General features: G+C 55.6%; 20 protein-coding genes and 1 pseudogene. 7 read left to right on the forward strand and 14 right to left on the reverse strand.

Features of this window, described 5'->3' with window-relative positions; translation table 11 throughout:
- The first annotated feature begins 31 nt into the window (after positions 1–31).
- Positions 32–604, forward strand: a complete 573-nt coding sequence (locus AB3N39_RS13895) for a DedA family protein (RefSeq protein WP_133294805.1) — start codon at positions 32–34, stop codon at positions 602–604.
- Positions 605–673: 69 nt separating this feature from the next.
- Here the strand turns inward: AB3N39_RS13895 and AB3N39_RS13900 are convergent, their stop codons facing one another.
- The 8 genes and pseudogenes from AB3N39_RS13900 to AB3N39_RS13935 form a co-directional block, all read right to left on the reverse strand.
- Positions 674–1,438 carry an SDR family oxidoreductase gene (locus tag AB3N39_RS13900; RefSeq protein ID WP_248174705.1) on the reverse strand — a complete coding sequence of 255 codons (765 nt, stop codon included), beginning with the start codon at positions 1,436–1,438 and terminating at the stop codon, positions 674–676.
- A 50-nt stretch (positions 1,439–1,488) separates the two neighbouring features.
- A complete protein-coding gene (gene mdtQ, locus AB3N39_RS13905; RefSeq protein ID WP_252093250.1) occupies positions 1,489–2,907 on the reverse strand; it encodes a multidrug resistance outer membrane protein MdtQ in 1,419 nt (472 codons plus the stop codon).
- Positions 2,908–3,233: 326 nt separating this feature from the next.
- Positions 3,234–4,628 (reverse strand): glycoside hydrolase family 1 protein, encoded by a 1,395-nt coding sequence (locus AB3N39_RS13910; protein ID WP_367896816.1) that lies wholly within the window; start codon positions 4,626–4,628, stop codon positions 3,234–3,236.
- A gap of 12 nt (positions 4,629–4,640) precedes the next feature.
- Positions 4,641–6,606, reverse strand: a pseudogene (gene bglF, locus AB3N39_RS13915) (PTS beta-glucoside transporter subunit IIABC).
- A 24-nt stretch (positions 6,607–6,630) separates the two neighbouring features.
- Entirely contained in the window at positions 6,631–7,464 is an 834-nt protein-coding gene (licT, locus tag AB3N39_RS13920) for a BglG family transcription antiterminator LicT (RefSeq protein ID WP_115875840.1), read from the reverse strand.
- Between the two features lie 166 nt (positions 7,465–7,630).
- Positions 7,631–8,920 carry a carbohydrate porin gene (locus AB3N39_RS13925; RefSeq protein ID WP_252093315.1) on the reverse strand — a complete coding sequence of 430 codons (1,290 nt, stop codon included), beginning with the start codon at positions 8,918–8,920 and terminating at the stop codon, positions 7,631–7,633.
- A 358-nt stretch (positions 8,921–9,278) separates the two neighbouring features.
- Positions 9,279–10,211, reverse strand: coding sequence for a tRNA dihydrouridine(16) synthase DusC (gene dusC, locus AB3N39_RS13930; RefSeq protein WP_133294811.1), 933 nt, complete (start codon positions 10,209–10,211; stop codon positions 9,279–9,281).
- Between the two features lie 41 nt (positions 10,212–10,252).
- Positions 10,253–11,050 carry a helix-turn-helix domain-containing protein gene (locus AB3N39_RS13935; RefSeq protein ID WP_133294812.1) on the reverse strand — a complete coding sequence of 266 codons (798 nt, stop codon included), beginning with the start codon at positions 11,048–11,050 and terminating at the stop codon, positions 10,253–10,255.
- A 59-nt stretch (positions 11,051–11,109) separates the two neighbouring features.
- Between AB3N39_RS13935 and AB3N39_RS13940 the strand changes: the two genes are divergently transcribed.
- The 6 genes from AB3N39_RS13940 to AB3N39_RS13965 all read left to right on the forward strand — a co-directional run bounded on the left by AB3N39_RS13940 (position 11,110) and on the right by AB3N39_RS13965 (position 16,462).
- A complete protein-coding gene (locus tag AB3N39_RS13940) occupies positions 11,110–11,814 on the forward strand; it encodes a type 1 glutamine amidotransferase (protein WP_133294813.1) in 705 nt (234 codons plus the stop codon).
- Between the two features lie 190 nt (positions 11,815–12,004).
- Entirely contained in the window at positions 12,005–12,400 is a 396-nt protein-coding gene (locus AB3N39_RS13945; protein ID WP_111965323.1) for a CidA/LrgA family protein, read from the forward strand.
- Positions 12,397–13,092: a CidB/LrgB family autolysis modulator gene (locus AB3N39_RS13950; protein WP_111965322.1), complete on the forward strand. Its 696-nt coding sequence runs from the start codon at positions 12,397–12,399 to the stop codon at positions 13,090–13,092. The genes AB3N39_RS13945 and AB3N39_RS13950 overlap by 4 nt, the downstream gene beginning before the upstream one ends.
- Positions 13,093–13,221: 129 nt before the next feature.
- Entirely contained in the window at positions 13,222–14,106 is an 885-nt protein-coding gene (cdd, locus tag AB3N39_RS13955) for a cytidine deaminase (protein ID WP_133294814.1), read from the forward strand.
- Positions 14,107–14,232: 126 nt separating this feature from the next.
- On the forward strand, positions 14,233–14,949 hold the full coding sequence (gene sanA, locus AB3N39_RS13960; RefSeq protein ID WP_008500918.1) for an outer membrane permeability protein SanA: 717 nt from the start codon (positions 14,233–14,235) through the stop codon (positions 14,947–14,949).
- Between the two features lie 124 nt (positions 14,950–15,073).
- Positions 15,074–16,462 carry a glutamine synthetase family protein gene (locus AB3N39_RS13965; RefSeq protein ID WP_367897311.1) on the forward strand — a complete coding sequence of 463 codons (1,389 nt, stop codon included), beginning with the start codon at positions 15,074–15,076 and terminating at the stop codon, positions 16,460–16,462.
- Between the two features lie 50 nt (positions 16,463–16,512).
- Here the strand turns inward: AB3N39_RS13965 and mglC are convergent, their stop codons facing one another.
- The 6 genes from mglC to folE all read right to left on the reverse strand — a co-directional run bounded on the left by mglC (position 16,513) and on the right by folE (position 23,455).
- Positions 16,513–17,523: a galactose/methyl galactoside ABC transporter permease MglC gene (gene mglC, locus AB3N39_RS13970; protein ID WP_008500921.1), complete on the reverse strand. Its 1,011-nt coding sequence runs from the start codon at positions 17,521–17,523 to the stop codon at positions 16,513–16,515.
- A gap of 15 nt (positions 17,524–17,538) precedes the next feature.
- On the reverse strand, positions 17,539–19,059 hold the full coding sequence (gene mglA, locus AB3N39_RS13975; protein WP_047174129.1) for a galactose/methyl galactoside ABC transporter ATP-binding protein MglA: 1,521 nt from the start codon (positions 19,057–19,059) through the stop codon (positions 17,539–17,541).
- A gap of 79 nt (positions 19,060–19,138) precedes the next feature.
- Positions 19,139–20,137 carry a galactose/glucose ABC transporter substrate-binding protein MglB gene (mglB, locus tag AB3N39_RS13980; RefSeq protein ID WP_008500923.1) on the reverse strand — a complete coding sequence of 333 codons (999 nt, stop codon included), beginning with the start codon at positions 20,135–20,137 and terminating at the stop codon, positions 19,139–19,141.
- Between the two features lie 294 nt (positions 20,138–20,431).
- Entirely contained in the window at positions 20,432–21,454 is a 1,023-nt protein-coding gene (gene galS / locus AB3N39_RS13985) for an HTH-type transcriptional regulator GalS (RefSeq protein ID WP_115875849.1), read from the reverse strand.
- Positions 21,455–21,609: 155 nt separating this feature from the next.
- Positions 21,610–22,767, reverse strand: coding sequence for a DUF418 domain-containing protein YeiB (gene yeiB, locus AB3N39_RS13990; protein ID WP_133294815.1), 1,158 nt, complete (start codon positions 22,765–22,767; stop codon positions 21,610–21,612).
- Between the two features lie 19 nt (positions 22,768–22,786).
- Entirely contained in the window at positions 22,787–23,455 is a 669-nt protein-coding gene (gene folE / locus AB3N39_RS13995) for a GTP cyclohydrolase I FolE (RefSeq protein WP_023312471.1), read from the reverse strand.
- Positions 23,456–23,508 lie beyond the last annotated feature (53 nt).

A 23,508-nucleotide genomic window follows, 5' to 3' on the forward strand; every position in this document is an offset into this window, starting at 1 on the left:
GAGGTACGCTGAGGGAGATAACATTTACGTAATGGATATTAACGCACTCATTGAACAATATGGCTATGCCGCGCTGGTCATCGGCAGCGTAGCAGAAGGTGAAACCATCACGCTGTTAGGGGGCGTCGCCGCACATCAGGGATTACTGAAGTTCCCGCTGGTCGTTGCCGCGGTCGCGCTGGGTGGAATGATTGGCGATCAGCTGCTCTACTTTCTGGGGCTGCGCTTTGGGCCAACGCTGCTTAAACGCTTCGCAAAGCATCAAAAGAAAATCCGCCGCGCTCAGCGGCTGATTCAACGTCATCCCTATCTGTTCGTCATTGGCACGCGCTTTATGTATGGCTTTCGCATTATCGGGCCGATACTGATTGGTGCCAGTCATCTGCCGCCAAAAATTTTTCTGCCGCTCAATATTGTGGGCGCGGTTGCCTGGGCGCTGATCTTTACGACGCTCGGTTACGCAGGGGGCGAAGTGATTGCGCCATGGCTGCATAATCTCGACCAGCACCTGAAGCACTGGGCGTGGTTGATTCTGGTGGTTGTGGCGGTGATTGGGGTTCGACTGTGGCTGAAGCACCGGGAAAAGACGCGGGATGAGGAGTGAGTGCGGTCTCCTCCCCTCACCCCAGCCCTCTCCCTCAAGGGAGAGGGAGAGGGAGAGGGAGAAAGGTTACTACCCCTCCGGCTTAAACTGCGGGTTCGCCAGCATAAAGCCCCCGTCGACGATAAACGATTGCCCTGTGGTATAGCTGGCGTCGCTGTCGCAAAGCCACGCCACCAGGCTGGCAATCTCTTTGGTGTGGCCCGGTCTTGCCAGCGGGATTTCCGGCATTGAGTCTGCCTTCACTTCGCTGTCGTCCATGTCATTCATCGGCGTGGCAATGGCACCCGGCGCGACGGCATTCACCAGAATATTGTGCTTAACCAGTTCCATCGCCATGGATTTGGTTAACCCGCCGAGCGCGTGTTTTGCCGCCGTGTAGGCGCTCGCCTCCGGCAGCGGCGTGTGCTCATGCACCGAGGTAATGTTCACAATTCGCCCCCCTTCCCCCTGCTTCACCATCTGCCGGGCGGCAATTTGTGAACAGAGAAACGCGCCGTCCACGTCGACGGTGAAAATATTCCGCCAGTCGTCAAACGGCATTTCAAGGAACGGCGCTTTGGTCATCGCACCCGCATTATTGACCAGCACGTCCAGCCGGCCAAAACGCGCAATCAGCGTTTCAATAGCCTCTGCGCCTTCCGGCAGTGTGCTTAAGTCAAGATGGATAGCCTCTGCGCGCTGCCCCTGCGCTTCAACTTCGCGGCAGGTTTCCAGCGCCCCTTTTTCATCCGAATGCCAGGTGACGCCAATATCAAACCCGCGCTCTGCAAGCATCAGCGCCGTGGTTTTACCGATCCCGGAATCCGATGCGGTCACAATAGCTACTCTGGTCATACTCACCTCCTGAAAAACTGCAAAGAGGTAAGTATAGATAATGACCTTTTTTAGCCATGATGATAGCCACCGCCCAGCGCCGAGGTCAGCTGCAGCGTGGCGTCGACATACTGCCCCTTTAACAGTAATCCTTCGAGGTGTTCTTTGAGGGCCGGTATTCTGGCTTCACTGACCCGAGAGCCCGCAACGATCCCCGCGCTGAAACGCGCCTGGGCAAGTGCCACAACACGTGCCGCATCTTTTTCAACCTGCTGCTGGTGGCTGTTCTTCGCCGTCAGCGTTTCGACTTCACTGGCCGTACGTGCCACCTGATTGACGGCTTCGACCACCGCTTTGTTGTAGTTCGCCACCGAGAGATTATTCTGCGCCTGAGCGATATCCAGGCTGGCGTTCAGCCTGCCGCTGTCGAAAATCGGCAGCGTCAGCCCGGCGGTCATGCCCATCTGCTGCGCGGAAGAGCGGAACAGATCGCTCAGGTGCAGGGCATCCTGCTGTAAGAATGCCATCAGGTTCACGTCAGGGTAGAAAGCCGCTCGGGCAGCCTCCACTTCGCTCATAGAGGCTTCGATATACCAGTGCGCCTCCTGAAGATCCGGACGACGTGCCAGCAGTTCATAGCCGAGCGTCGACGGTAACGAGGCTTCCACCGTCGGCAAGGCGTGCCGCGTCAGCGTCACGGAAGAGGCGTTCGTCAGCGCGACCAGGCGCGCCTCAACGGCTTTCATCTTCCCGTTGACTTCTGCCAGCTGCGCTTCGGTTTTGTTGGCGTTGATATCCGTTTCAACGCCCTCCACGGAGGAGGTGATGCCGTGTTGATACAGCTCGCGATCGGCCCCGATAATATTGTCCTGCTCATGTTTGATCTGGGCGAGAACCTCCCCCACGGCGGCCTGCGTTTGCCACTCCCAGTAGAGCCGCGCCACCCTGCTGGCCAGCAGCTGACGCGTCTGCTCCAGCTCCGCTTTTTGCGCATTCACTTTGCCAATCCGGGCCTCGACCCGGGCGCGATTTTTTCCCCAAAGATCGAGATCCCAGCCTGCGGTCAGGCCAAAGGTGCCGTTGGTATACCACGGCCCGGTGGTGCCTGCAGCCGGGTCGGTAAAGGCAAACGGTCCCATCAGCCCTTCGGAGGACATTTTCTGACGTTCCGCATCGGCGGAAAAATTAATCTGCGGACCGTCGGCTGCCATTACGGCTTTGGCCTGGGCTTCGGCAAGCGTAATGCGCTGACGGGCAATCTGCATATCCGGCGCATCGCTTAATGCTTTCGCAATAAGGCCGTTAAGTTCGGGATTGTTATACTCTTTCCACCACTCATTTTTCGGCCAGTCGGTATGACGAAGCTGCGCATTCACCGACGCCGCAGCGGTTTGCGTTTTAATGGGAGATACCGTGGCATGTTCAGGCGCACAGGCTGCCAGAATAAAAACGAAGGGAGCACTCAGAGAAAAAATAAGAGAACGTTTCATGACGCCATAAACTCAAAAAATAAAGGCGCACGTTACGCTCAGTGTCGTTCATTTTTTTAGTAACGCGTGGCAATCCGCAAATTGTCATACATCTTAATACACGGAAATTTATTCCTAAAAATAATGATTAAATTTAATACATTCATGCCAACCATAAATACGCTGCTACACTTATTCAGGACATACATGAGCGGGAGAAGGGAATGAAAATATTACTGTGGGTTATTTTGATTATATTTCTGATAGGTCTCTTAGTGGTTACCGGTGTATTCAAGATGATTTTCTGATTCCTTTGCCCGGCGCATCGCCGGGCAACGTCCTCGATATCAGGCTTTCAGCGAAGCACCTTTCGTAGCAATAACCTCTTTATACCAGTAGAAGCTCTTTTTGCGGCTGCGCGCCAGCGTGCCTTTTCCGCTGTCATCGCGATCGACGTAAATAAAGCCGTAGCGCTTAGAGAGTTCAGCTTTAGACGCGCTCACCAGATCGATTGGCCCCCAGCTGGTATATCCCATCACCTCAACGCCGTCATCAATTGCCTCACGCACCTGTACCAGATGGTCGTTAAGGTAGCTGATGCGATAGTCATCCTGCACCACGCCGTCCGCATCCGGTTTATCCTTCGCCCCGAGGCCATTTTCCACGATAAACAACGGCTTCTGATAGCGATCCCAGAGCACGTTTAACAGGGTACGCAGGCCGATGGGGTCAATCTGCCAGCCCCATTCGGAACTTGCCAGATGCGGGTTTGGCACCATGCTCAGGATGTTGCCGCGCGCCTGCTGGTTGAGAGCTTCATCCGCGGTAACGCAGCCCGTCATGTAGTAGCTGAAGGAGATAAAATCGACGGTCGATTTCAGCGCCTCGCGGTCGGCGTCCGTGACCTCAAGCTGAATACCGCTGTCGCGGAAGAAGCGCTGCATATACCTGGGGTAGGCGCCGCGGCACTGCACGTCGCCAAAGAACTGCCAGGTGCGGTTTTCCTGCAGCGTCTTCAGAACATCTTCCGGCTTGCAGGTCAGCGGATACATCAGGCCGCCCAGCAGCATGTTGCCAATTCTGGCATCAGGAACGATCTCGTGGCAGGCCTTCACCGCCAGCGCGCTGGCAACCAGCTGGTGGTGGATTGCCTGATACACTTCACCTTTGCTGCTGGTTTCCGGCAGGCCCACGCCGGTCATCGGCGCGTGCAGAGACATATTGATCTCGTTAAAGGTAAGCCAGATCTTCACCTTCTCTTTGTAGCGCACGAACACGGTACGGGCATAGCGTTCAAAGAAGTCGATAGTCTGGCGGCTGCCCCACCCGCCGTACTGCTTCACCAGCCCCCACGGCATTTCGTAATGCGACAGCGTCACCAGCGGGGTAATGTTGTGCACAGCAAGCTCGTCAAACAGCCGGTCGTAAAACGCCAGCCCCGCCTCGTTAGGCTGCTGCTCATCGCCGTTCGGAAAAATGCGGGTCCAGGCAATGGAGACGCGCAGGCAGCTAAAGCCCATCTCAGCGAACAGTTTGATGTCTTCGGGATAGCGATGATAGAAGTCGATGGCAACATCCTTGATGCCGCTGTCACCCGCCACGCGCTCAACCACCGGGCCAAAGACACCGCGCGGCTGAACGTCTGAGGTGGACAGCCCTTTTCCCTCTTCCAGATACGCGCCCTCTACCTGATTCGCGGCAACCGCGCCGCCCCATAAAAAATCGTCCGGGAAAGTTTTCATCACGTTCTCCTGTTATTGATGGCTTACGCTGAGTAACGGCGCACCGGCACTGACGGACGTTGCCGCCACGGTCACCACGTCGCGATACTCATCGCTGTTACTGATAATAATCGGGGTCGCCAGGTCGAATCCGGCATCGATAATCGCCTGTCGGTCAAACTCCAGCAGCAGATCGCCGGGCTGTACCTTGTCGCCCACCTTCACGTGGGCGGTAAACGGCCTGCCGTCGAGCTTCACGGTGTCGATACCCACGTGGATTAACACTTCAATCCCGCTGTCGCTAAGCAGGCCGATGGCGTGTTTGGTCTGGAAAAGAGAGGCCACCACGCCGGCAAACGGGGCAACCACTTTGTTATCGGAGGGAATAATCGCGGCACCGCTGCCCAGCAGGCCGCTGGCAAAGGTGGTATCCGGCACCTGGTCGAGCGCCAGAACGGTGCCGGTCATCGGTGCCAGCACATCGTTTTCACCCATGGAGACCGCCCCTTCTGTCGCGGTGTTTCCTGGCATACCGGCGACCAGCGTCAGGCCGCAGCTCAGTACCAGCGCCACCACCGTACCGATAATGCCGCCCCACAGCGTGGCGTCCACGCCGCCCGGCGGGATCATCTGGGCAACAGTAAAGATATTGGCGAAGCCGAAAGAGTAAACGTGGGTGTCACTAAAGCCGACAATCGCCCCGCCGATAGCCCCCGTCACGCAGCCGAAAATAAACGGACGGCGCAGCGGCAGGTTTACGCCATACACTGCGGGTTCGGTGATACCGAAAATACCTGCCGTCACGGATGAACCGGCCAGCATTTTCTGACGCGCATCGCGGGTGCGCAGGAAAATGCCCAGCGCCGCCCCCACCTGACCAAACACCGCGGGCAAGAGCATGGGCAGCATGGAGTCATGCCCCAGCACCGCCAGGTTGTTAATCATCAGCGGCACCAGCCCCCAGTGCAGGCCAAAAATAACGCAGACCTGCCATAGCGCGCCCATCGCCGCACCCGCCAGCCACGGCGCCAGAACGTAAATACTCTGATAGCCGTTCGCCAGCAGCTGGCTCAGCCAGGTCGCCAGCGGCCCGATAACGAGGAAAGTCAGCGGCACGGTTACGCCCAGACAGATCAGCGGCGCGAAGAAGTTTTTCATCGAGGAAGGCAGCAGCCTGGTGCTCTGTTTTTCAAGCCAGCAGCTCACCCACGCGGCGAGAATAATCGGGATCACCGACGAGCTATAGTTGAACCAGGTGACAGGGATGCCCAAAAAGGCGTCCGACACCGCGCCCGGCTGCTGGCTGGCGTTAAACGCCGCAATCATTACCGGATGGGTGAGCGCCCCACCGATCACCATGGTAATAAACGGGTTGCCGCCGAACTTTTTCCCGGCGGTATAGCCCAGCACCATCGGGAAGAAGAAGAACAGCGCGTCGCTGGCGGCAAACCAGATTTTATACGTGCCGCTCCCGGTCGTGAGCCAGCCGCATACCACGGCCAGCGCCAGCAGCCCTTTCAGAATACCGGACGCGGCCAGAATGCCGATAAACGGGGTGAAGATCCCGGAGACGATGTCGATCAGGCGGCCCAGCAGGTTCCCCTTTTCACCCTTCTCTTCCACAACAGGGGCGTCATCCGTAAGGCCTGCTTCATTACGGACAGCCTGCCAGACGTCGTGAACGTGGTTGCCAATCACCACCTGAAACTGGCCGCCGCTTTCGACCACCATGATTACGCCCGGATTTTTCTTGAGCCCTTCCGCATCCGCCCGTTGATTCTCTTTCAGTTTGAAGCGAAGCCGGGTCGCGCAGTGCACAAGACTGACGATGTTCTCTTTTCCGCCAACGTGGCCGAGAATATCCTTCGCTAAAGCCTGGTATTCCATCTCGATTTCCTTACATCCGATGCCCGCAGGCACCTGTTGACTGAGTACAAAAATAAAAAAACCCGAGAACGGCCTTCTGACGAAGGCCGCGCTCAGGTTTTGCCTGCGTGATGCAGTAACAATCCTGTTTTGAGGCTTAACGCCCCTCTTTTCTCACCCGCTCGATATGAATGGCGAGGAACATAATTTCTTCTGTTGTCAGCTCACGCTGATAGCTTTTGTTCAGGTGCTGGGCGATTTTCTCGGCGCATTTCCACGCTTTCGCGTAGTTGTCTTTTACTGCAGTATGCAGCGAGACATCGTCATCTTCCACCACGGTGCGGGTGAGCATCCGCTGGGCAAAAAACTTCAGGTGGGTGACAAAACGCTGATAGCTGAGCGACTCTTCGTCATACTCAAGCTGCAGCTGATACTTCACCAGCTGGAGGATCTCCTGCATCACCCGCGTCACGTGCATCACCTCCGGCATTTCGCTGTTCAGCTGCGCGGTGACCAGATGCAGCGCGATAAAACCGGCCTCATCCTCCTCCAGTTCGACGTTCAGGCGTCTGGCGATAATGGCCCGCGCCTCCTGCCCTAACTCGAACTCCTTCGGATACAGCCGTTTGATATCCCACAGCAGCACGTTTTTGATGGCCAGCCCGTTCTTCTGCCGCTCAATAGCAAAGTAGCAGTGATCGGTGAGGGTGATATACAAGCTCTCCTGAAGCTTGCCCAGCCGCTGCGTCGCCAGCCCGATGATGCGATCGCAGGTGGTCATCACCTCCAGCGGAATTTGACTCAGCAGCTCCCCAAGCCGACGCACCAGTTCATCGCTTTGTAATGCAAACACCTTTTCAACCAACGCGGTATCCAGCGCTTCACCGACGCGCTTCTGAAAGGCCAGCCCACGGCCCATCACCACCTGTTCGCGCCCGCGCTCATCCTGAACAACCACCACGTTATTATTGAGTATCTTGGCGATTTTCATCGGAACCCCAGAAACAAAAAAACCTGACCTCCGGCAGATGCCAGAAAATCAGGTTTTGCCTGCATAAGCAGTAACAATCCAGTTCTGGCACTCTATCAGTTTCATTCGTAGCCTCAATGCGTCACGCGTCAGAAACGTGACGCGGATCGAACTTGCTACGGTGATATCAGAAGGTCACCACCGTTTTCAGCTCGGTGACCCAGGCATCCTGGGTGCGGCTGACCCCGCCGGGATGATGCCAGTACTGAATGCCCGGCTGCAGCTCGAGCCATGACGCCGGACGAAAACGGTAGTAAAACTCACCGTTCAGGGAATGGCCCGGCACCGGGTGATACGCCGGATTGTCATAATCGCTTACGCCGCTCAGGCTGTTCAGGTAACGCTGGTTGCGGGCGTACTGGCTGCTCATATCAATCCAGGTTAAGCCAAAGCCAATCCAGTCTTCCGGTCGCGCATCAAACAGCCCGCGGTAGCGCAGCGAGGCGGCGTAAACCTGGTGCATGTAGTTACTGCTCTGATCCGCAAGGCTCATGCTGAACGAGGTACTCAACCCACGATTCGGATCGTCCTGATGCTGCGTTAGCTGCTGGTTCAGTCCGGCGTACATAAACCAGGTCCGGCTGTGCGTATCGAATCCGTCCGGGTCCGTCGCCCCCGCCCCACCCGATTTGCCGCGATAGAGATCGGTTTGCGGCGCGTTGGTAAACACCACGCCCAGGTTGTACGCGCCCGGCAGGCCGTTAATCAGCGGACGCGCTTCGATTTCAACCGGCAGTAAGATCCCTTTGCTGCCCTTCGTCGACCAGCTCCACGCATGGCTGCGGCTGGCGGCCTGCGGATTCTGCTCCATCACGCCGCCTTTTAAGGTCAGCGTCGGCGTGAGTTTATAGGCAAGCGTGGTGCCCCAGGTGTGCACGTTCCAGTTGTTCCAGGTCAGCGAGTTGGCGGACTTTCCGCCGCACTGGGACAGCAGCTGGAAATCACAGGGGATAATTTGATCGAAGGTTTGCACCTTGTTCATCATCCCTATGCGCCAGGTCAGACGCCGGTTGTCAAAGCTGCGGGCAAAGGTCAGCCAGCCCAGACGGGTAATCGACTGCCCGCCCCAGCTCTCCTGGGTCAGATCGTTGAAGTTGACGCGCGGGTCCTGCACGCGTTTGGTGGTGAGATCGTCATTGTGGTTGCGGTTAACGATGTTTCCCTCGATACGCGCGTCCGGGATACCGGTCCAGCGCTCCAGGTCCTGGTTGAAGGTCAGCGCGAACTGGTCAATATAGGCCACGTGGGAGTCGTGGTTATAGCCACCGCCGCCGTTCCAGCCGATCTCATTCAAATAGCCGAGATTGTACGTAAAGCCGTTATCATTGAGAATTTTACGCACACCGAGCATATTGCCGAGAAGCGGCGCCGGTGGAGCCTCAAAACCTAGTACCGTACCGTTCCAGTCTTGCGCCATCGACAGCGGGGATATCGCCAATAAGGCGAGCGCATAGAGTTTATTTTTATATGCCATGATAACAACCTGTGATTGAGTATTGAGTGCGTAACCGGCCGCAGGAAATTTTTCTATTTCCTGTCGATAATTCATTTTTTAAAATCATTAAAAAGCGCTAAGCCAAATGTCTCTCCTGCGTAAACGACAGGCAAAAAAAAACCTAAGCGCTCCACAGCGAAAATGCTGTGAAACGCTTAGGTTTTGCCTGTTAACCAGTAACAATCCTGCGTTGAAAACAGTGGCACCTTAACACCGTCGCGCCACGTTGAAAACCTGAACTGTTTTCTGTTTTAAAAAAGTGTGAGCAATTTAACGCTTATTATTTCGACTGAATTACCCGGGCAATATCAGCCGACGTCTGTAATGTCCGAATCTCCTGAAATAACCCCAGCGCTTCATCGTACTCTTTGCGTAAATAACTCAGCCACTGCTTAATTCGCGCGACGTGATACAAACCGGTATCGCCCTGCTTTTCCAGACGGCTGTATTTTTGCAGCAGCGTGACGACGTCTGCCCACGGCATTCGCGGTTCGTTATATTTCACCACCCGGCTGAGGTTAGGGACGTTCAGGGCGCCGCGACCGATCATTACCGCATCGCAGCCGGTGGCCTGCAGACAGGCCTGCGCGCTCTCGTAGTCCCAGATTTCGCCGTTAGCGATCACCGGAATAGAGAGGCGTTTGCGGATCTCGCCGATCGCATGCCAGTTTATGCGCTCGGCTTTGTAGCCGTCTTCTTTGGTGCGGCCATGCACCACCAGCTCGGTGGCTCCGGCCTGCTGCACCGCATCGGCGATTTCAAACTGCCGCGCGTCGCTGTCCCATCCCAGGCGCACCTTAACCGTCACCGGCAAATGCGCGGGCACGGCCTCGCGCATGGCTTTCGCGCCGCGATAAATCAGCTCAGGATCTTTCAGCAAGGTCGCTCCGCCGCCGCTGCCGTTCACCAGCTTCGACGGACAGCCGCAGTTGAGATCCACCCCGTAAGAGCCCAGCTCAACCGCGCGGGCGGCGTTTTCCGCCAGCCATTCGGGATACTGGCCGAGCAGCTGAATACGCACCAGCGTGCCGGAAGAGGTCCGGCTCTGGTTGTGCAGCTCGGGGCACAGACGGTAGAAGGATTTTACCGGCAACAGCATATCGACTACGCGCAGAAATTCCGTCACGCAGAGATCGTAGTCGTTCACCTCGGTCAGAAGCTCGCGCACGAGGGAGTCGAGCACGCCTTCCATTGGGGCCAGTAAAACACGCATAGCAGTACCTGTGAAAAAAGACGCGCTATAGTAGCCGCTCTCTATATCGCTGGGAAGCGCTTCTGTTCAGGGAGAAAGTCAGCCGGCGTTGCCCCGACAACGGCGCGAAACGCCGCCGCAAATGCCGCCTGCCCTGAAAACCCCAGCATCCAGGCCACCTGCTTAACCGGGTATCCGTTGGCGAGCAGGTCCAGCGAGGCACAAATCCTTGCGCGCTGTCGCCAGGCCCGGAAGCTAAAGCCAGTATCTTTGATAAACGCGCGTGAAAATGTGCGCTCAGACATCGCGGCCCGTTCCGCCAGCCTTTCCAGAGAAAGATCCCAGAGATTGTTGGCAATGATGTCACAGGCAACGCGATGTAAGCGCTCATCCACGGGCATCGGTAATTCGGCCGAGATTTGCTGAGCTTCACTGAGAATATCGAGCAGCAAAACGGCCATGCTGCGCTGAGTGGCTGGCCGGTATTCCGCACTGAACAGCCCGGCAATCAGCTCTTTGAACAACGCTGTCGCCATAATGACGTAAACCTCTTCTTTCCGTTTAAAAGATCCGCATTGCGATATCAGAGCAGGGCTAAACCAGACCGCCCGGAGCTCCGTTGCGGATAACACGCTGTAGGTATGCTCCTGAAAGGGAGGGATCCACAGCGCGCGCTGCGGCGGTATGACCCAACGCTTATTGCCGGTTTCGACCAGCATCACCCCTTTGATGGCAAACAAAAGCTGTCCCTGTGAATGCTGGTGAGGCGGATCCACTTCGCCGCGCGTATAGCTAATAGCCCCTCTGGACCATCCGATGTCATCGTCATGAATTGGCGTTTTATCGATAACGGTTGGCATTTCACATTCCTCCCTTCCACTTATGATGCTGCTTGTACATGTAACCGAAGAGAGACGCAATGCACATTCAATTTATCATTCATGAACATTTCGAAGCGCCGGGCGCCTATGAAATCTGGGGGAAAAGCCGCGGCCATACTCTGAGCTACACCAGAGTTTATCAGGGCGATCCTTTACCCGAGGAGCTGGGGACCACGGACCTGCTTATCATCATGGGAGGCCCGCAGTCCCCCGCTACCACGCCTGAGGAATGTCCCTGGTTCGATGCACAGGCGGAAAAGACACTCATCAGCCGCGCGATAGAGGCAGGTAAAACGGTGATAGGCGTTTGTCTTGGCTCGCAGCTTATCGGCGAAGCGCTGGGGGCAGCGTTTTGCCATAGCCCGGAAAAAGAGATCGGCAAATTTCCCGTCAGGCTCACCGATGCAGGCAAGGCGAACCCGCTGTTTGCGGATTTTGGCCACGAATTGAACGTCGGTCACTGGCATAACGACATGCCAGGGTTGACGCCGCAGGCTAAAGTGCTGGCTTACAGCGAGGGCTGCCCCCGTCAGATCGTGGAATATGGCGAACGGGTTTACGGTTTTCAGTGCCATATGGAGCTGACGCCGGAGGTTGTAGAGTTGCTGATTGAGCATTCGCAGAATGACCTCCGCCGCGCGGGTGAATTCCGTTTTGTCGAAACGGCGGAAAAACTCCGCTCGCATGATTATCGCGAAATGAACCAGGTGCTGTTTTCTTTTCTCGATAAACTGACCGCCTGACGCTGATGCCTTCTCTGGCGCGTTACTTCGCCAGTGCAATTCCTTTCCTCTAAACTATTGCCTGCACCAGTAAGATGATACCGGACGTTCCATTCCGGAATGTCTGGTATGCTCAAAATTCATGATGTGATCCGTGGCACATTTTTAGGTTTAATTGTATGATGAATGCGTTTCAGCAAGGACTATAACCATGAGCAAAACATTGAACATTATCTGGCAATATCTGCGCGCATTCGTCCTGATTTACGCCTGCCTGTATGCCGGGATTTTCATCGCGTCACTGCTGCCCATCACCATTCCCGGCAGCATTATCGGCATGCTGATCCTCTTCGTGTTGCTGGCGCTGCAAATCCTGCCTGCAAAGTGGGTCAATCCCGGCTGCTTCGTCCTCATTCGCTATATGGCGCTGCTTTTCGTGCCTATCGGCGTCGGGGTCATGCAGTATTTTGATTTGCTCAAGGCCCAGTTCGGCCCGATTGTTGTCTCCTGCGCGGTGAGTACGCTGGTGGTTTTCCTGGTCGTGAGCTGGAGTTCGCATCTGGTGCATGGCGAACGTAACGTGATTGGGGAGAAAACAAAAAAATGATGGCCAATATCTGGTGGTCGCTGCCGCTCACCCTCGCAGTATTCTTCGCCGCACGTAAGCTTGCCGCGCGTTTCAAAATGCCGTTGCTGAACCCGCTGCTGGTGGCAATGGTGGTGATTATTCCGTTCCTGCTGCTCACCGGCATCCCTTACGAACGCTACTTTGCCGGCAGCAAAATTTTAAACGACCTGCTGCAGCCCGCCGTTGTGGCGCTGGCCTTTCCTTTATACGAGCAGCTGCACCAGATCCGCGCCCGCTGGAAATCCATCATTACCATCTGCTTTGTCGGCAGCCTGGTGGCGATGATCACCGGTACGTCGGTGGCGCTGTTGATGGGGGCCTCCCCGCAGATTGCCGCCTCTATTCTGCCTAAATCTGTGACCACGCCTATCGCGATGGCGGTTGGCGGTAGCCTCGGCGGTATTCCGGCAATTAGCGCAATGTGCGTTATTTTCGTCGGTATTCTCGGCGCGGTGTTTGGCCACAGCCTGCTGAACGGTATGCGCATTCATACTAAAGCGGCACGAGGTCTGTCGATGGGGACAGCTTCCCACGCCCTGGGCACTGCCCGCTGCGCGGAGCTGGATTATCAGGAAGGGGCGTTTAGCTCGCTGGCGCTGGTGATCTGCGGAATTATCACCTCCCTGCTGGCCCCGTTCATTTTCCCGCTGATTCTGGCGGTGATGGGCTAAAATTTGCGATGCGTCGCGCAAATTTCATTTTGCTTTCATAAGTTGCATACATAATGAGAAGTGGATCACATATAAAGCCCTGGCGGCTCCGTAAACTACCGATCCATTAACCTTTATGAGGCAAACGCCATGCACCCACGTTTTCAAGCTGCTTTCGCCCAGCTTGCAGAGAATTTGCAGTCAGCCCTGGCTCCCGTTCTGGCAGATGCACACTTCCCCGCCCTGCTGACCGCGGAGCAGGTCACGATGCTGAAACAGGCAACGGGACTGGACGAAGACGCGCTGGCTTTCGCACTGCTACCCCTGGCTGCCGCCTGCGCGCGGGCCGATCTCTCCCACTTCAACGTCGGGGCCATTGCGCGCGGCGTCAGCGGTACCTGGTACTTCGGCGGCAACATGGAGTTCCTGGGCGCGACCATGCAGCAAACGGTTCACGCCGAGCAGAGCGCCATCAGCCACGCCTGGCTGCGCGGTGAAAAAGCGCTGAGCGCCATTACCGTTAACTACACTCCGTGCGGCCACTGCCGTCAGTTTATGAACGAGCTGAACAGCGGGCTGCAGCTGCGCATCAATCTGCCGGGCCGCGCGCCGCACACGCTGGGCGATTATCTGCCTGACGCATTTGGTCCGAAAGATCTGGAGATCAAAACGCTGCTGATGGACGATCAGGACCACGGTTACGCCCTGTCCGGCGATGACCTGAGTCAGGCAGCGATTCGCGCGGCGAATAAAAGTCACACGCCATACAGCAAGTCCCCGAGCGGCGTAGCGTTGCAGTGCCGTGATGGCCGAATCTTCACCGGCAGCTATGCGGAAAACGCCGCGTTTAACCCAACGCTGCCGCCGCTTCAGGGCGCGCTTAACCTGCTGAGCCTGAACGGCTATGATTATCCTGACATTCAGCGCGCCATTCTGGCTGAAATTGCCGATGCACCGCTGATCCAGTGGGATGCCACCGCCGCAACGCTAAAAGCGCTGGGCTGTACGACGATTGACCGCGTACTGCTGGCGTAATCCTTCCGGCGGGCAAAAATGCCCGCCCGTTTGCTGAAAAACCCCTCAGTTGAGTCGCTGTTTCTTGCGCTAACCAGGCGGGTAAAGTAGCCTGAGTTAAATTTCTTCCACGAACGAGCCATCTGCATGTTAAAGCGCGTTTTTTACAGCCTGTCTGTCCTGGTCGGCATACTGCTGTTGATCGTGCTGGGTCTTGACCGCTGGATGAGCTGGAAAACCGCCCCTTACATCTTTGATGACCTGCAGGACCTGCCGTATCGTCAGGTTGGCGTGGTGCTTGGCACCGCCAAGTATTACCGCACCGGCGTAATCAATCAGTATTACCGTTACCGCATTCAGGGCGCGCTGAACGCCTACAACAGCGGCAAGGTGAACTACCTGCTGCTGAGCGGCGATAACGCCCTGCAAAGCTACAATGAACCGGTGACGATGCGTAAGGACCTGATTGCGGCGGGCGTGGACCCTGCCGATATCGTGCTCGACTACGCCGGGTTCCGCACCCTGGACTCCATCGTGCGCACGCGCAAAGTCTTCGACACCAACGACTTCATCATCATCACCCAGCGCTTCCACTGCGAGCGCGCGCTGTTTATCGCCCTGCATATGGGCATTCAGGCGCAGTGCTACGCGGTGCCTTCGCCAAAAGATATGCTGAGCGTGCGCGTGCGCGAGTTCGGCGCCCGCTTTGGTGCCCTGGCCGATCTGTATATCTTCAAACGCGAACCGCGCTTTTTAGGCCCTCTGGTGCCGATTCCGGCGATGCACGAAGTGCCGGAAGACGCGCAGGGTTACCCGGCCGTCACGCCTGAGCAGCTGCTGGATATGCAGAAAAAAGAGAAATAGCAGGGCCGCCTTTATACTTTCTTTACGGCCGGCCTGACGCTTTTTATCTCCCCTTTACGTCTGCTCTTTTAAGCTGAGTTCATTGCCGCTACGGCTTCATTGAAGAATGACTATGAACTCGATAATGAATGCGTTTTTCCTCAAAAGTCTCCGCCCCTACTTTAACTTTCCCGGTTTATCACTCCCTGGCGCACTTACTTCTGGTCTCTGGCTGGATGAAAAAATAGACGCCCTGCAGCACAACGTTGCCGTGGAAGTGGCCGATTATCTGGAACGTTACCCGCAAACGAAACATGTTGACGTTTATCTGAACGATATCAACGGCACGATGCGCGGCAAGCGCCTCTCGGTAGAGAGCATGCTGAATCTGGAAAAAGGCTGTTATTTTCCCCTTTCCGTTTACTCGATGGATCAGAAAGGAAAAATTGCCGCGCCGCTTCATGATGAACCCGACCGGCTGTGCGTCCCGGTCGCCGGCTCCCTGCGCCCCTGTCCGCAGGATCCGGAGCACACCGCGCAGATCATGCTGACGATGAAGGACAGCGACGATAACCCCTGCCCGCTTGAGCCGCGCGCGATACTGCAGAACGTCGTGGCCCGCTTCCACCAGCACGGCCTTTTCCCGGTCATTGCCCCGGAAATCGAGTTCTATCTGACGGGACAGAGCGAACGCGATCCGCAAAATCAGGGCTGTTTTCACATGGATACCTCGTCGGCGCATGCGGCGCTGTTTGACGAGCTGGAACAGCTGGCCCACCTGCAGCGCATCCCGCTGTCAGGGGTCGTGGCGGAAGCCGAGTCCGGACAGTACGAATTAAACCTGAAGCACAGCCATCGCGTCGTTGAGGTCTGCGATAACGTGCTGGCGCTTCGTCGCCTGACCCGTTACGTTGCTGAAAAGCACGGTCTGCAGGCCAACTTTATGGCTAAGCCTTTCAGCCAGCTGGCCGGCAGCGGTTTGCACTTCCATTTCAGCCTGAACAATCGTCACGGCGAAAACGTCTTTGCTTCCCCGGTGAACGCGCTTAACAGCATGATACGTTTGTGCGTCGCGGGCCAGCTGGCGCTGATGCCCGCCTCCGTCGCCATTCTTGCGCCAGGCGTCAACGCGTTTCGTCGCCTGCGTAAAAGCCTGACGGAACCCGTCTTTAACTCCTGGGGCTATAACACCCGCTCCGCCGCCCTGCGTATTCCCTGCTCGGATGAGAGTAACCGTCGTATCGAGTACCGGCTGGCCGGGGCCGATGCGAATCCGTATCTGGTGGCGGCCACTATCCTGACCGGCATGCTGTACGGGCTGGAACATATCGACGAGGGGGATCTCCCTGAACCGCAGCACGACCAACCGGAACTGCCGCTGTTCCAGCAGGAGGCGATTGAGGCCTTTGCCCGCTGTCAGTATCTCACCGACAGCCTGGGCGATGCCTTTTCCGAACAGTGGGTCGCCTGCAAGCTCTCTGAACTCGACTGGTTTGAGCGCATTGTGACCAGAGAGGAGTCCCATCTGGCATAGAGCATAAAAAAAGCCCGCTCGGTGAGCGGGCCGGATATGGAGAGAGACGATTACTTCTTACGGGCGTACTTCAGTGAATCCAGCGCAACCGCGAAGATAATGATGGCGCCCTTGATGATGTACTGCCAGTACGGGTTCACGCCGATATAGGTCAACCCGTAGTTGATGACGGTGAAAATGATCACACCGGTCACCACGCCCAGTACCGTACCCACACCGCCGCTGAAGGAGACGCCGCCCACCACGCAGGCTGCGATCGCATCCAGCTCATACATGAAGCCGAGGTTGTTGGTTGCAGAGCCGATACGGCCCGCTTCCAGCATCCCACCGAAGGCGTAGAACACGCCGGAAAGGGCATAGATGATGAGCAGGTTCAGAGCTACGTTAACGCCGGAGACTTTCGCCGCTTCCGGGTTACCGCCGATGGCGAAGATGTTTTTGCCGAAGCGCGTTTTGTTCCACAGGATCCAGACGAAGGCCACCGCAATCAGCGCATAGAAGGTGATGTACGACAGGCGGAAGCTGCCAAGCGCAATAAACCCTTGCGTAAAGGTCGAGAAGCCGCTGTCAAAGCCTGAGATTGGCGAAGCGCCGACGAAGTCGTAGTACAGGGAGTTGATACCGTAAACGATGATCATCGTACCCAGGGTGGTGATAAACGGCGTCACGTTCAGGTAGGCGATGATAATTCCGTTGATCAGACCAATCACCGCACCGATGGCGCAGACAATCAGGATCACCACGAAAATCGGCATGGTGGCCATTTCCGGGAAGACCTTGTTAGCGTTTTCCATCGACTGCAGCAGAGTTGCCGCGATAACCGCCGCCAGACCCACCTGGCGACCGGCAGAAAGGTCCGTCCCCTGGGTCACGATCAGGCCCGCCACGCCCAGCGCAATGATAATACGCACGGAGGACTGGGTCAGAATGTTACTCAGGTTCAGCAGGCTTAAGAACGTAGGGTCCTGGAAAATGATGATTGCCAGCAAGACTAAAAGAACAACGTAAATACCGCCTTCTTTCAGGTAAGTGAGAAAACTTTTTTTATTTAACGCACTCATGAGGAGCCCCTGATCTTAAAGGTGCAAAGACGCAAGACGCAAAATTTCGTTTTGCGTTGTCGTTTTGGTGTCAACAATACCGGCGACGAGACCATTGCTCATAACCAGAATACGGTCCGTGATCCCTAACAATTCCGGCATTTCGGAAGAAATAATAATGATCCCTTTATTCTTTTTCGCCAGCTCGGCAATCAGCTGATAAATTTCAAACTTCGCGCCGACGTCAATACCGCGGGTAGGTTCATCCAGCATCAGAATTTCTGGCTGGGTTAATAACCAACGGCCGATAATCACTTTCTGCTGGTTACCGCCTGACAGCGAACCAATTTGGGTGCGATGGCCTGGCGTTTTCACGCGCATGGAGTCAATCACCCATTGGGTATCGCTCTTCATGCGGGAGTTATCCAGCAGCCCGACTTTGTTTTTGTAATTGCGAATGTTAGAAATTAACGAGTTAAAGTTAATATCCAGATAAGCATAAATACCGGTCGAACGACGCTCTTCCGTCACCAGCGCGAAACCATTATTAATAGCTTCGTTGGCGTTGTGGTTGTTAATTTTCTTACCGTGCAGCGTAATGGTGCCTTGAGCTTTCTCACGGATACCAAACAGGGTTTCGACGATATCGGTACGTTTTGCCCCGACCAGGCCGGCAATCCCCAGGATTTCACCTTTATGCAGGTCGAAGGAGACATCGCGTATAGACGGCTGACGTAACGAGGTCAGGTTGCGCACTTCCAGAATCACTTCACCCGGCTTGTTTTCTTTGTCAGGGAAGCGCTGGTTCAGGGAACGGCCGACCATCATGGCGATGATCTTGTCCATGTCCAGCCCTTCCAGCGGCTGCGTGGCAATCCACTGACCGTCGCGCAGGATGGTGATCTCATCGCACAGCTGGAAGATCTCTTCCATTTTGTGGGAGATGTACACAATGCCGCAGCCGCGATCTTTTAGCTTACGAATAATGGTAAAAAGGTGGTTAACCTCTTTTTCCGTTAATGACGATGTTGGTTCGTCCATGATGACGATTTTCGCATCATAGGAGAACGCTTTGGCGATTTCGATCATCTGCATCTGGGAGACGGATAATGTTCCCACGCGGGCGCGCGGATCGATATCAATATCCAGCTCGTCGAAAATCGCTTTGGTGTCGCGATACATTTTGTCCTGATCGACAAAGACACCTTTGGTTGGATAACGTCCCAACCACATGTTATCCATAACTGAACGCTGCAGCACCAGGTTTAATTCCTGGTGAACCATCGAGATACCGTTTTCCAGTGCTTCTTTCGCTGAATGGAAATCGATCTCTTTCCCCTGAAAAAGAATGCTGCCAGAATCTTTTTGATAGATCCCAAAAAGACATTTTAATAATGTTGATTTACCCGCACCGTTCTCTCCCATTAAGGCATGAATAGAGTGAGGACGAACTTTTAAATTAACATTATCGAGTGCCTTAACGCCGGGAAATGACTTGTTGATACCGCTCATTTCCAACAGGTATTCACCGGATGACTGAGTTGTTGTGCTGACCATAATTATACCTTGTTGGCCTCGCATATCGCGTTATAAAAGGGCGCAACGAATTGCGCCCAGTGGAGACAGTACCGCTAACTTATTTACCGATAAACTCAGCCAGGTTGGACTGGTCTACGCCCACGTAAGGTACGCGAACGATTTTGTTGTCAATTTTCCAGTTGGTGCCATCTGCCGCGCCTTTGCCATCGGCGAGGTTTTTCGCCAGATCGAAGGTGGCTTTCGCCTGGTTGTTGGCATCGTTCAGCACGGTACCGGCCATCGCACCGGATTTAACCAGCGCCAGCGCTTCTGGCAGTGCATCCACGCCGAATACCGGGATTGAGGATTTGTTGTGTGCTTTCAGCGCTTCTACCGCACCCATTGCCATCGCATCGTTGTTGGCGATAACGACTTCGATTTTGTTGGCATTAGGGCCAGACAGCCATGCGTCCATCTTATCTTTCGCCTGAGCGGTATCCCACATCGCGGTATCTAACGCCAGCTGCTGGGTTTTCAGGCCCTTGTCGTTCAGCTCTTTGATAACGTAGGTAGTACGCGCTTCAGCATCCGGGTGGCCTGGCTCGCCTTTCAGCAGCACGAACTGAATCTGACCGTCTTTATTCAGGTCCCAGTTCGGGTTCGCCGCCCAGTGTTTCGCGATCAAATCGCCCTGAATAATACCGGACTCTTTAGAGTCAGTACCGACGTAATACGCTTTGTCGTAGCTATCCAGCGCCTTACGGGAAGGTTCTTTGTTGAAGAAGACGATCGGCACGTTCTGACCGCGCGCTTTTTCAATGACCGTGCCTGCTGCAGCCGGGTCAACCAGGTTGATGGCCAGGGCTTTCACGCCTTTCGCCAGCAGAACGTCGATCTGGTCGTTCTGTTTGGACTGGTCATTCTGGGAGTCGTTCATCAGCAGCTGAACGTCTGGCGCTGCTTTCGCATCTTTCTCAATCGCTTTACGCACAACAGACATGAAGTTGTCGTCGTATTTATAGATGGTCACACCAATACGGGTATCCGCAGCGTGCGCTGCTGCACCAAAAAGCATGCTTGCCATTACAGCAGACAGGGTCAACACCTTCTTATTCATGGTATCTCCGGTTTTTTTATGCAGGGTAGTTCTTGTGAATAACGATCGGCGGGCAGGTGTTAATAAAACGTTACTGACAGCCGAAGTTCACTTATAAAATTTCTCTCTTCCGTGTTCGGTAACGCTCCAGAAATGCGTTTTATTCGTTGTTTGCGGCACATTGGCTATAGTGAAAGTGAATAATCACTGTTACATAGCGTTTCAGCCCCTAAAACGCTGACATCATAGTCAGCGCCTTGTTAAGATACTGTGAATTTACTCACAGATTGAAAACGGTTACATCACCTGATCTAATCAGTTAGTGATCGGAACCACAATTTGCCGGGCCGCGACGGAGTGGCGACGTACTAAAGTCGGCATGAAACAGTGCGTTGCGCCCGGATCCAGCAGCCCTGCCGCTCCCTGTAATGCCAGCTCAGTCGCCAGTTTCGCCATAGAGGCAATGGGGTAGCGCACCGTTGTCAGCTGCGGGTCGGTGTAACGGGCAATCGGGATATCATCAAAACCAATGAGTGATAAATGCTGTGGCACCGCAATGCCGTTATCCTTCAGCGCCGTCAGGGCGCCAGCCGCCATGCTGTCGTTATAGGCAAACACCGCAGACAGCTGCAGATTGCGGCCCAGCAGCTCCACCATTGCCGCCTCACCGCCCTGCATGTCCGGCGTGCCGGTCCCCACCCAGCTCTCGGATGGCGTAATGCCGTGCTCTTTCAGGGCATTTTGCCACCCCTCGCGCCGCAGTTCGTCATCTTCAATTTGATGGCTGGAGGCCAGATAACCGATCCGCTGATGCCCGTTGTTGATGAGCATTTTCGTGGCCATCATGGCGCCGCTGACGTTATCCAGCCCGACGCAGCGGTGGGCATAGCCGGGGACAATGCGGTTGATCAGCACCATGCCCGGGATCTGCTCCATCAATCCGGTTAGCTCTTCATCGCTCAAGGCTTTTGAATGGACAATCAGGGCGTTACAGCGCTGGCGGATCAGCACTTCGATGGCATGGCGCTCTTTTTCCGCCTCATGATAGCTATTACCGATCAGGACATATTTCTGATGCTGCTGTGCCACCATGTCGACCGCTTTCACCAGCGCGCCGAAAAAGGCATCCGAGACATCCATCACCACCACGCCGATGGTGTCGCTGACCTGCGTCGCAAGCGCCTGGGCATTGGCATTTGGCCGGTACCCGAGCTGGGTCACGGCTTTCATTACGGTTTCTCGGGTTTCAGGGCTGACCAGCGCGCTATTGTTGAGCACGCGTGAGACGGTAGCCACAGAAACGCCCGCCTGACGGGCGACGTCACGAATGGTGATCATATTCACCATCCTTCAAAGGATTGCAGCAACTCACAGACACCCCCTGTGTTTAGCAAGGTGGCTATTTTGGCAGCGAGAGAAAGGGGACTACGTGAAGAAGCTCACAGTCATGAAAACGCTTACATCCGTTTTGTTAATGATTGTGATCCAGATCGTTATCTGGATGTGTTTTTCAATGATACCCCTGAAGCACATGCGGTTAACTGACGCCACACCCACTCCAGCGGTCCCTGGCGGAAATAGCGTAGCCAGAGAACAGAAAACGCCAGGTTTACCACCCAGACCGGAATAACAAACGCCAGCAGCGTAAGGCGGTCGAATTTCATAAACAGGCCAAAACGATAGAAAAGCGTGGTACATATGAGCGTTTGCAGGAGGTAATTGCTCAACGCCATTCGGCCCACGCAGGCGATAGCGCTGACAATCCACAGGCGGGAAAGCGTTGGCCAGAAGCCATAGATCAGCGCCGCGTAGCCGATGGTCTGGAACGGCGCGCTCAGTTCACGCGGCACCTGGAGCAGAAACGCGCACCAGCGGTAATCCCAGTGAATATGCCACTGCACAATCACCGCCGGGAGGTTAATCAGCACGCCGAGCAGCACCAGACCGGCGCCGGTACGACGATAGTGACGCAGGCTGAATTCTCCTTTCAGCCAGCCGGTGCGCATCAATGACGCGCCCATCAGCATCATGCCCGCCAGCTGCCAGCCGTATTGCGCGCCCAGCGCAAGGAGGTTGTCCCCCAGCATATCCGCACGGTTGCTTATCGCTTCCGTACCACCTTTCAGCTTCCAGAACTGTTCGTACTGCAGGTTAGCGGCATCCGGGATCCATGAACGGTTTGTCGCCTCGCCGGAGATCATCCCCAGCAATAGCAGGACGCCAAGCCCCATCACATACAGCATCACGCCGGTGTTAAACAGGCTTTTTACGCTGTGCGCATCGCGAATGAGACGCCAGCAGATGAGCCCGACTAACCCATACGCGAGAAGAATATCGCCGTCCCAGAAGAACAGGCCGTGGATAAAGCCGAGGAGAACCAGCAGCGTCAGGCGCGACTGGATCCAGCGCGTACCGCGCTTGAGGAGAAGCTGCAGGCCTGCGCCAAACAGCAGGGCAAAGAGCGTGAGGAATTTGACCTGCGCAAAGAGATCGAGGATCGCCCACGTCCAGGCATCGCTGCGCGTGATGTCGCCATACCACGCAGGATTGAGATAAGCCGCCTTCGGCAAACCGAAGGCGGCGATATTAAGCAGCAGGATACCGAGAATGGCGACGCCGCGAACAAAATCGAGCGTGACGTTTCGCTCCATGGTCCCTGCCCTGTAAGACTTAGTTGTGATGACGTACGGCGCGCAGGAACTCCTGGCGGGTATTCTGGCTTGACTTAAACAGGCCGCCCAGCGAGGTGGTGGTCGTTGCACTGGTCGCATCACGCACGCCGCGCGCCTTCACGCAGTAGTGAACCGCGTCGATAGAGACGGCCACGTTATTGGTGCCCAGCAGCGTTTGCAGCGCGGTCAGGATCTGCTGCGTCAGACGCTCCTGCACCTGCGGACGCTGGGCAAAGAACTGCACGATGCGGTTGATCTTCGACAGGCCAATCACCGTATCTTTGGGGATATACGCCACGGTCGCTTTACCGTCGATGGTCACAAAATGGTGTTCGCAGGTGCTGGTCAGCGTGATATCGCGCACCGTCACCATCTCATCCACTTTCATCTTGTTTTCAATGACGGTGATTTTCGGGAAGTTGGCGTAATCCAGGCCGGAGAAAATTTCGTCGACGTACATTTTCGCGATGCGGTGCGGCGTCTCCATCAGACTGTCGTCACTCAGATCGAGATTCAGCAGCTCCATGATTTCGGTCATATGACCGGCAATCAGACGCTTGCGGGTTTCATTGTCCAAATCCTGTACGGGCGGACGCAGTGGCGTTTCAAGACCGCGCGCAACCAGGGCTTCGTGGACCAGGGCAGCTTCTTTACTGAGTGATGACATTTTGTTCTCCTGCAGGTGTGGCGTCTTTTGCCCTCGTTGTGGCAAAAGTATGC

The sequence above is a fragment of the Enterobacter vonholyi genome (assembly GCF_040834095.1).
Taxonomy (GTDB): domain Bacteria; phylum Pseudomonadota; class Gammaproteobacteria; order Enterobacterales; family Enterobacteriaceae; genus Enterobacter; species Enterobacter vonholyi.

Excerpts from the sequence above, each read along its gene's own strand:
- dusC (WP_133294811.1), bottom strand. The coding sequence starts at position 10,211 with ATGCGTGTTTTACTGGCCCCAATGGAAGGCGTGCTCGACTCCCTCGTG.
- cdd (WP_133294814.1), top strand. The coding sequence starts at position 13,222 with ATGCACCCACGTTTTCAAGCTGCTTTCGCCCAGCTTGCAGAGAATTTG.
- AB3N39_RS13925 (WP_252093315.1), bottom strand. The coding sequence starts at position 8,920 with ATGGCGCAAGACTGGAACGGTACGGTACTAGGTTTTGAGGCTCCACCG.
- mglA (WP_047174129.1), bottom strand. The coding sequence starts at position 19,059 with ATGGTCAGCACAACAACTCAGTCATCCGGTGAATACCTGTTGGAAATG.
- mglC (WP_008500921.1), bottom strand. The coding sequence starts at position 17,523 with ATGAGTGCGTTAAATAAAAAAAGTTTTCTCACTTACCTGAAAGAAGGC.
- sanA (WP_008500918.1), top strand. The coding sequence starts at position 14,233 with ATGTTAAAGCGCGTTTTTTACAGCCTGTCTGTCCTGGTCGGCATACTG.
- AB3N39_RS13895 (WP_133294805.1), top strand. The coding sequence starts at position 32 with ATGGATATTAACGCACTCATTGAACAATATGGCTATGCCGCGCTGGTC.
- AB3N39_RS13945 (WP_111965323.1), top strand. The coding sequence starts at position 12,005 with ATGAGCAAAACATTGAACATTATCTGGCAATATCTGCGCGCATTCGTC.
- AB3N39_RS13940 (WP_133294813.1), top strand. The coding sequence starts at position 11,110 with ATGCACATTCAATTTATCATTCATGAACATTTCGAAGCGCCGGGCGCC.
- AB3N39_RS13910 (WP_367896816.1), bottom strand. The coding sequence starts at position 4,628 with ATGAAAACTTTCCCGGACGATTTTTTATGGGGCGGCGCGGTTGCCGCG.
- AB3N39_RS13965 (WP_367897311.1), top strand. The coding sequence starts at position 15,074 with ATGAATGCGTTTTTCCTCAAAAGTCTCCGCCCCTACTTTAACTTTCCC.
- folE (WP_023312471.1), bottom strand. The coding sequence starts at position 23,455 with ATGTCATCACTCAGTAAAGAAGCTGCCCTGGTCCACGAAGCCCTGGTT.
- mglB (WP_008500923.1), bottom strand. The coding sequence starts at position 20,137 with ATGAATAAGAAGGTGTTGACCCTGTCTGCTGTAATGGCAAGCATGCTT.
- AB3N39_RS13900 (WP_248174705.1), bottom strand. The coding sequence starts at position 1,438 with ATGACCAGAGTAGCTATTGTGACCGCATCGGATTCCGGGATCGGTAAA.
- AB3N39_RS13935 (WP_133294812.1), bottom strand. The coding sequence starts at position 11,050 with ATGCCAACCGTTATCGATAAAACGCCAATTCATGACGATGACATCGGA.
- galS (WP_115875849.1), bottom strand. The coding sequence starts at position 21,454 with ATGATCACCATTCGTGACGTCGCCCGTCAGGCGGGCGTTTCTGTGGCT.
- mdtQ (WP_252093250.1), bottom strand. The coding sequence starts at position 2,907 with ATGAAACGTTCTCTTATTTTTTCTCTGAGTGCTCCCTTCGTTTTTATT.
- AB3N39_RS13950 (WP_111965322.1), top strand. The coding sequence starts at position 12,397 with ATGATGGCCAATATCTGGTGGTCGCTGCCGCTCACCCTCGCAGTATTC.
- licT (WP_115875840.1), bottom strand. The coding sequence starts at position 7,464 with ATGAAAATCGCCAAGATACTCAATAATAACGTGGTGGTTGTTCAGGAT.
- yeiB (WP_133294815.1), bottom strand. The coding sequence starts at position 22,767 with ATGGAGCGAAACGTCACGCTCGATTTTGTTCGCGGCGTCGCCATTCTC.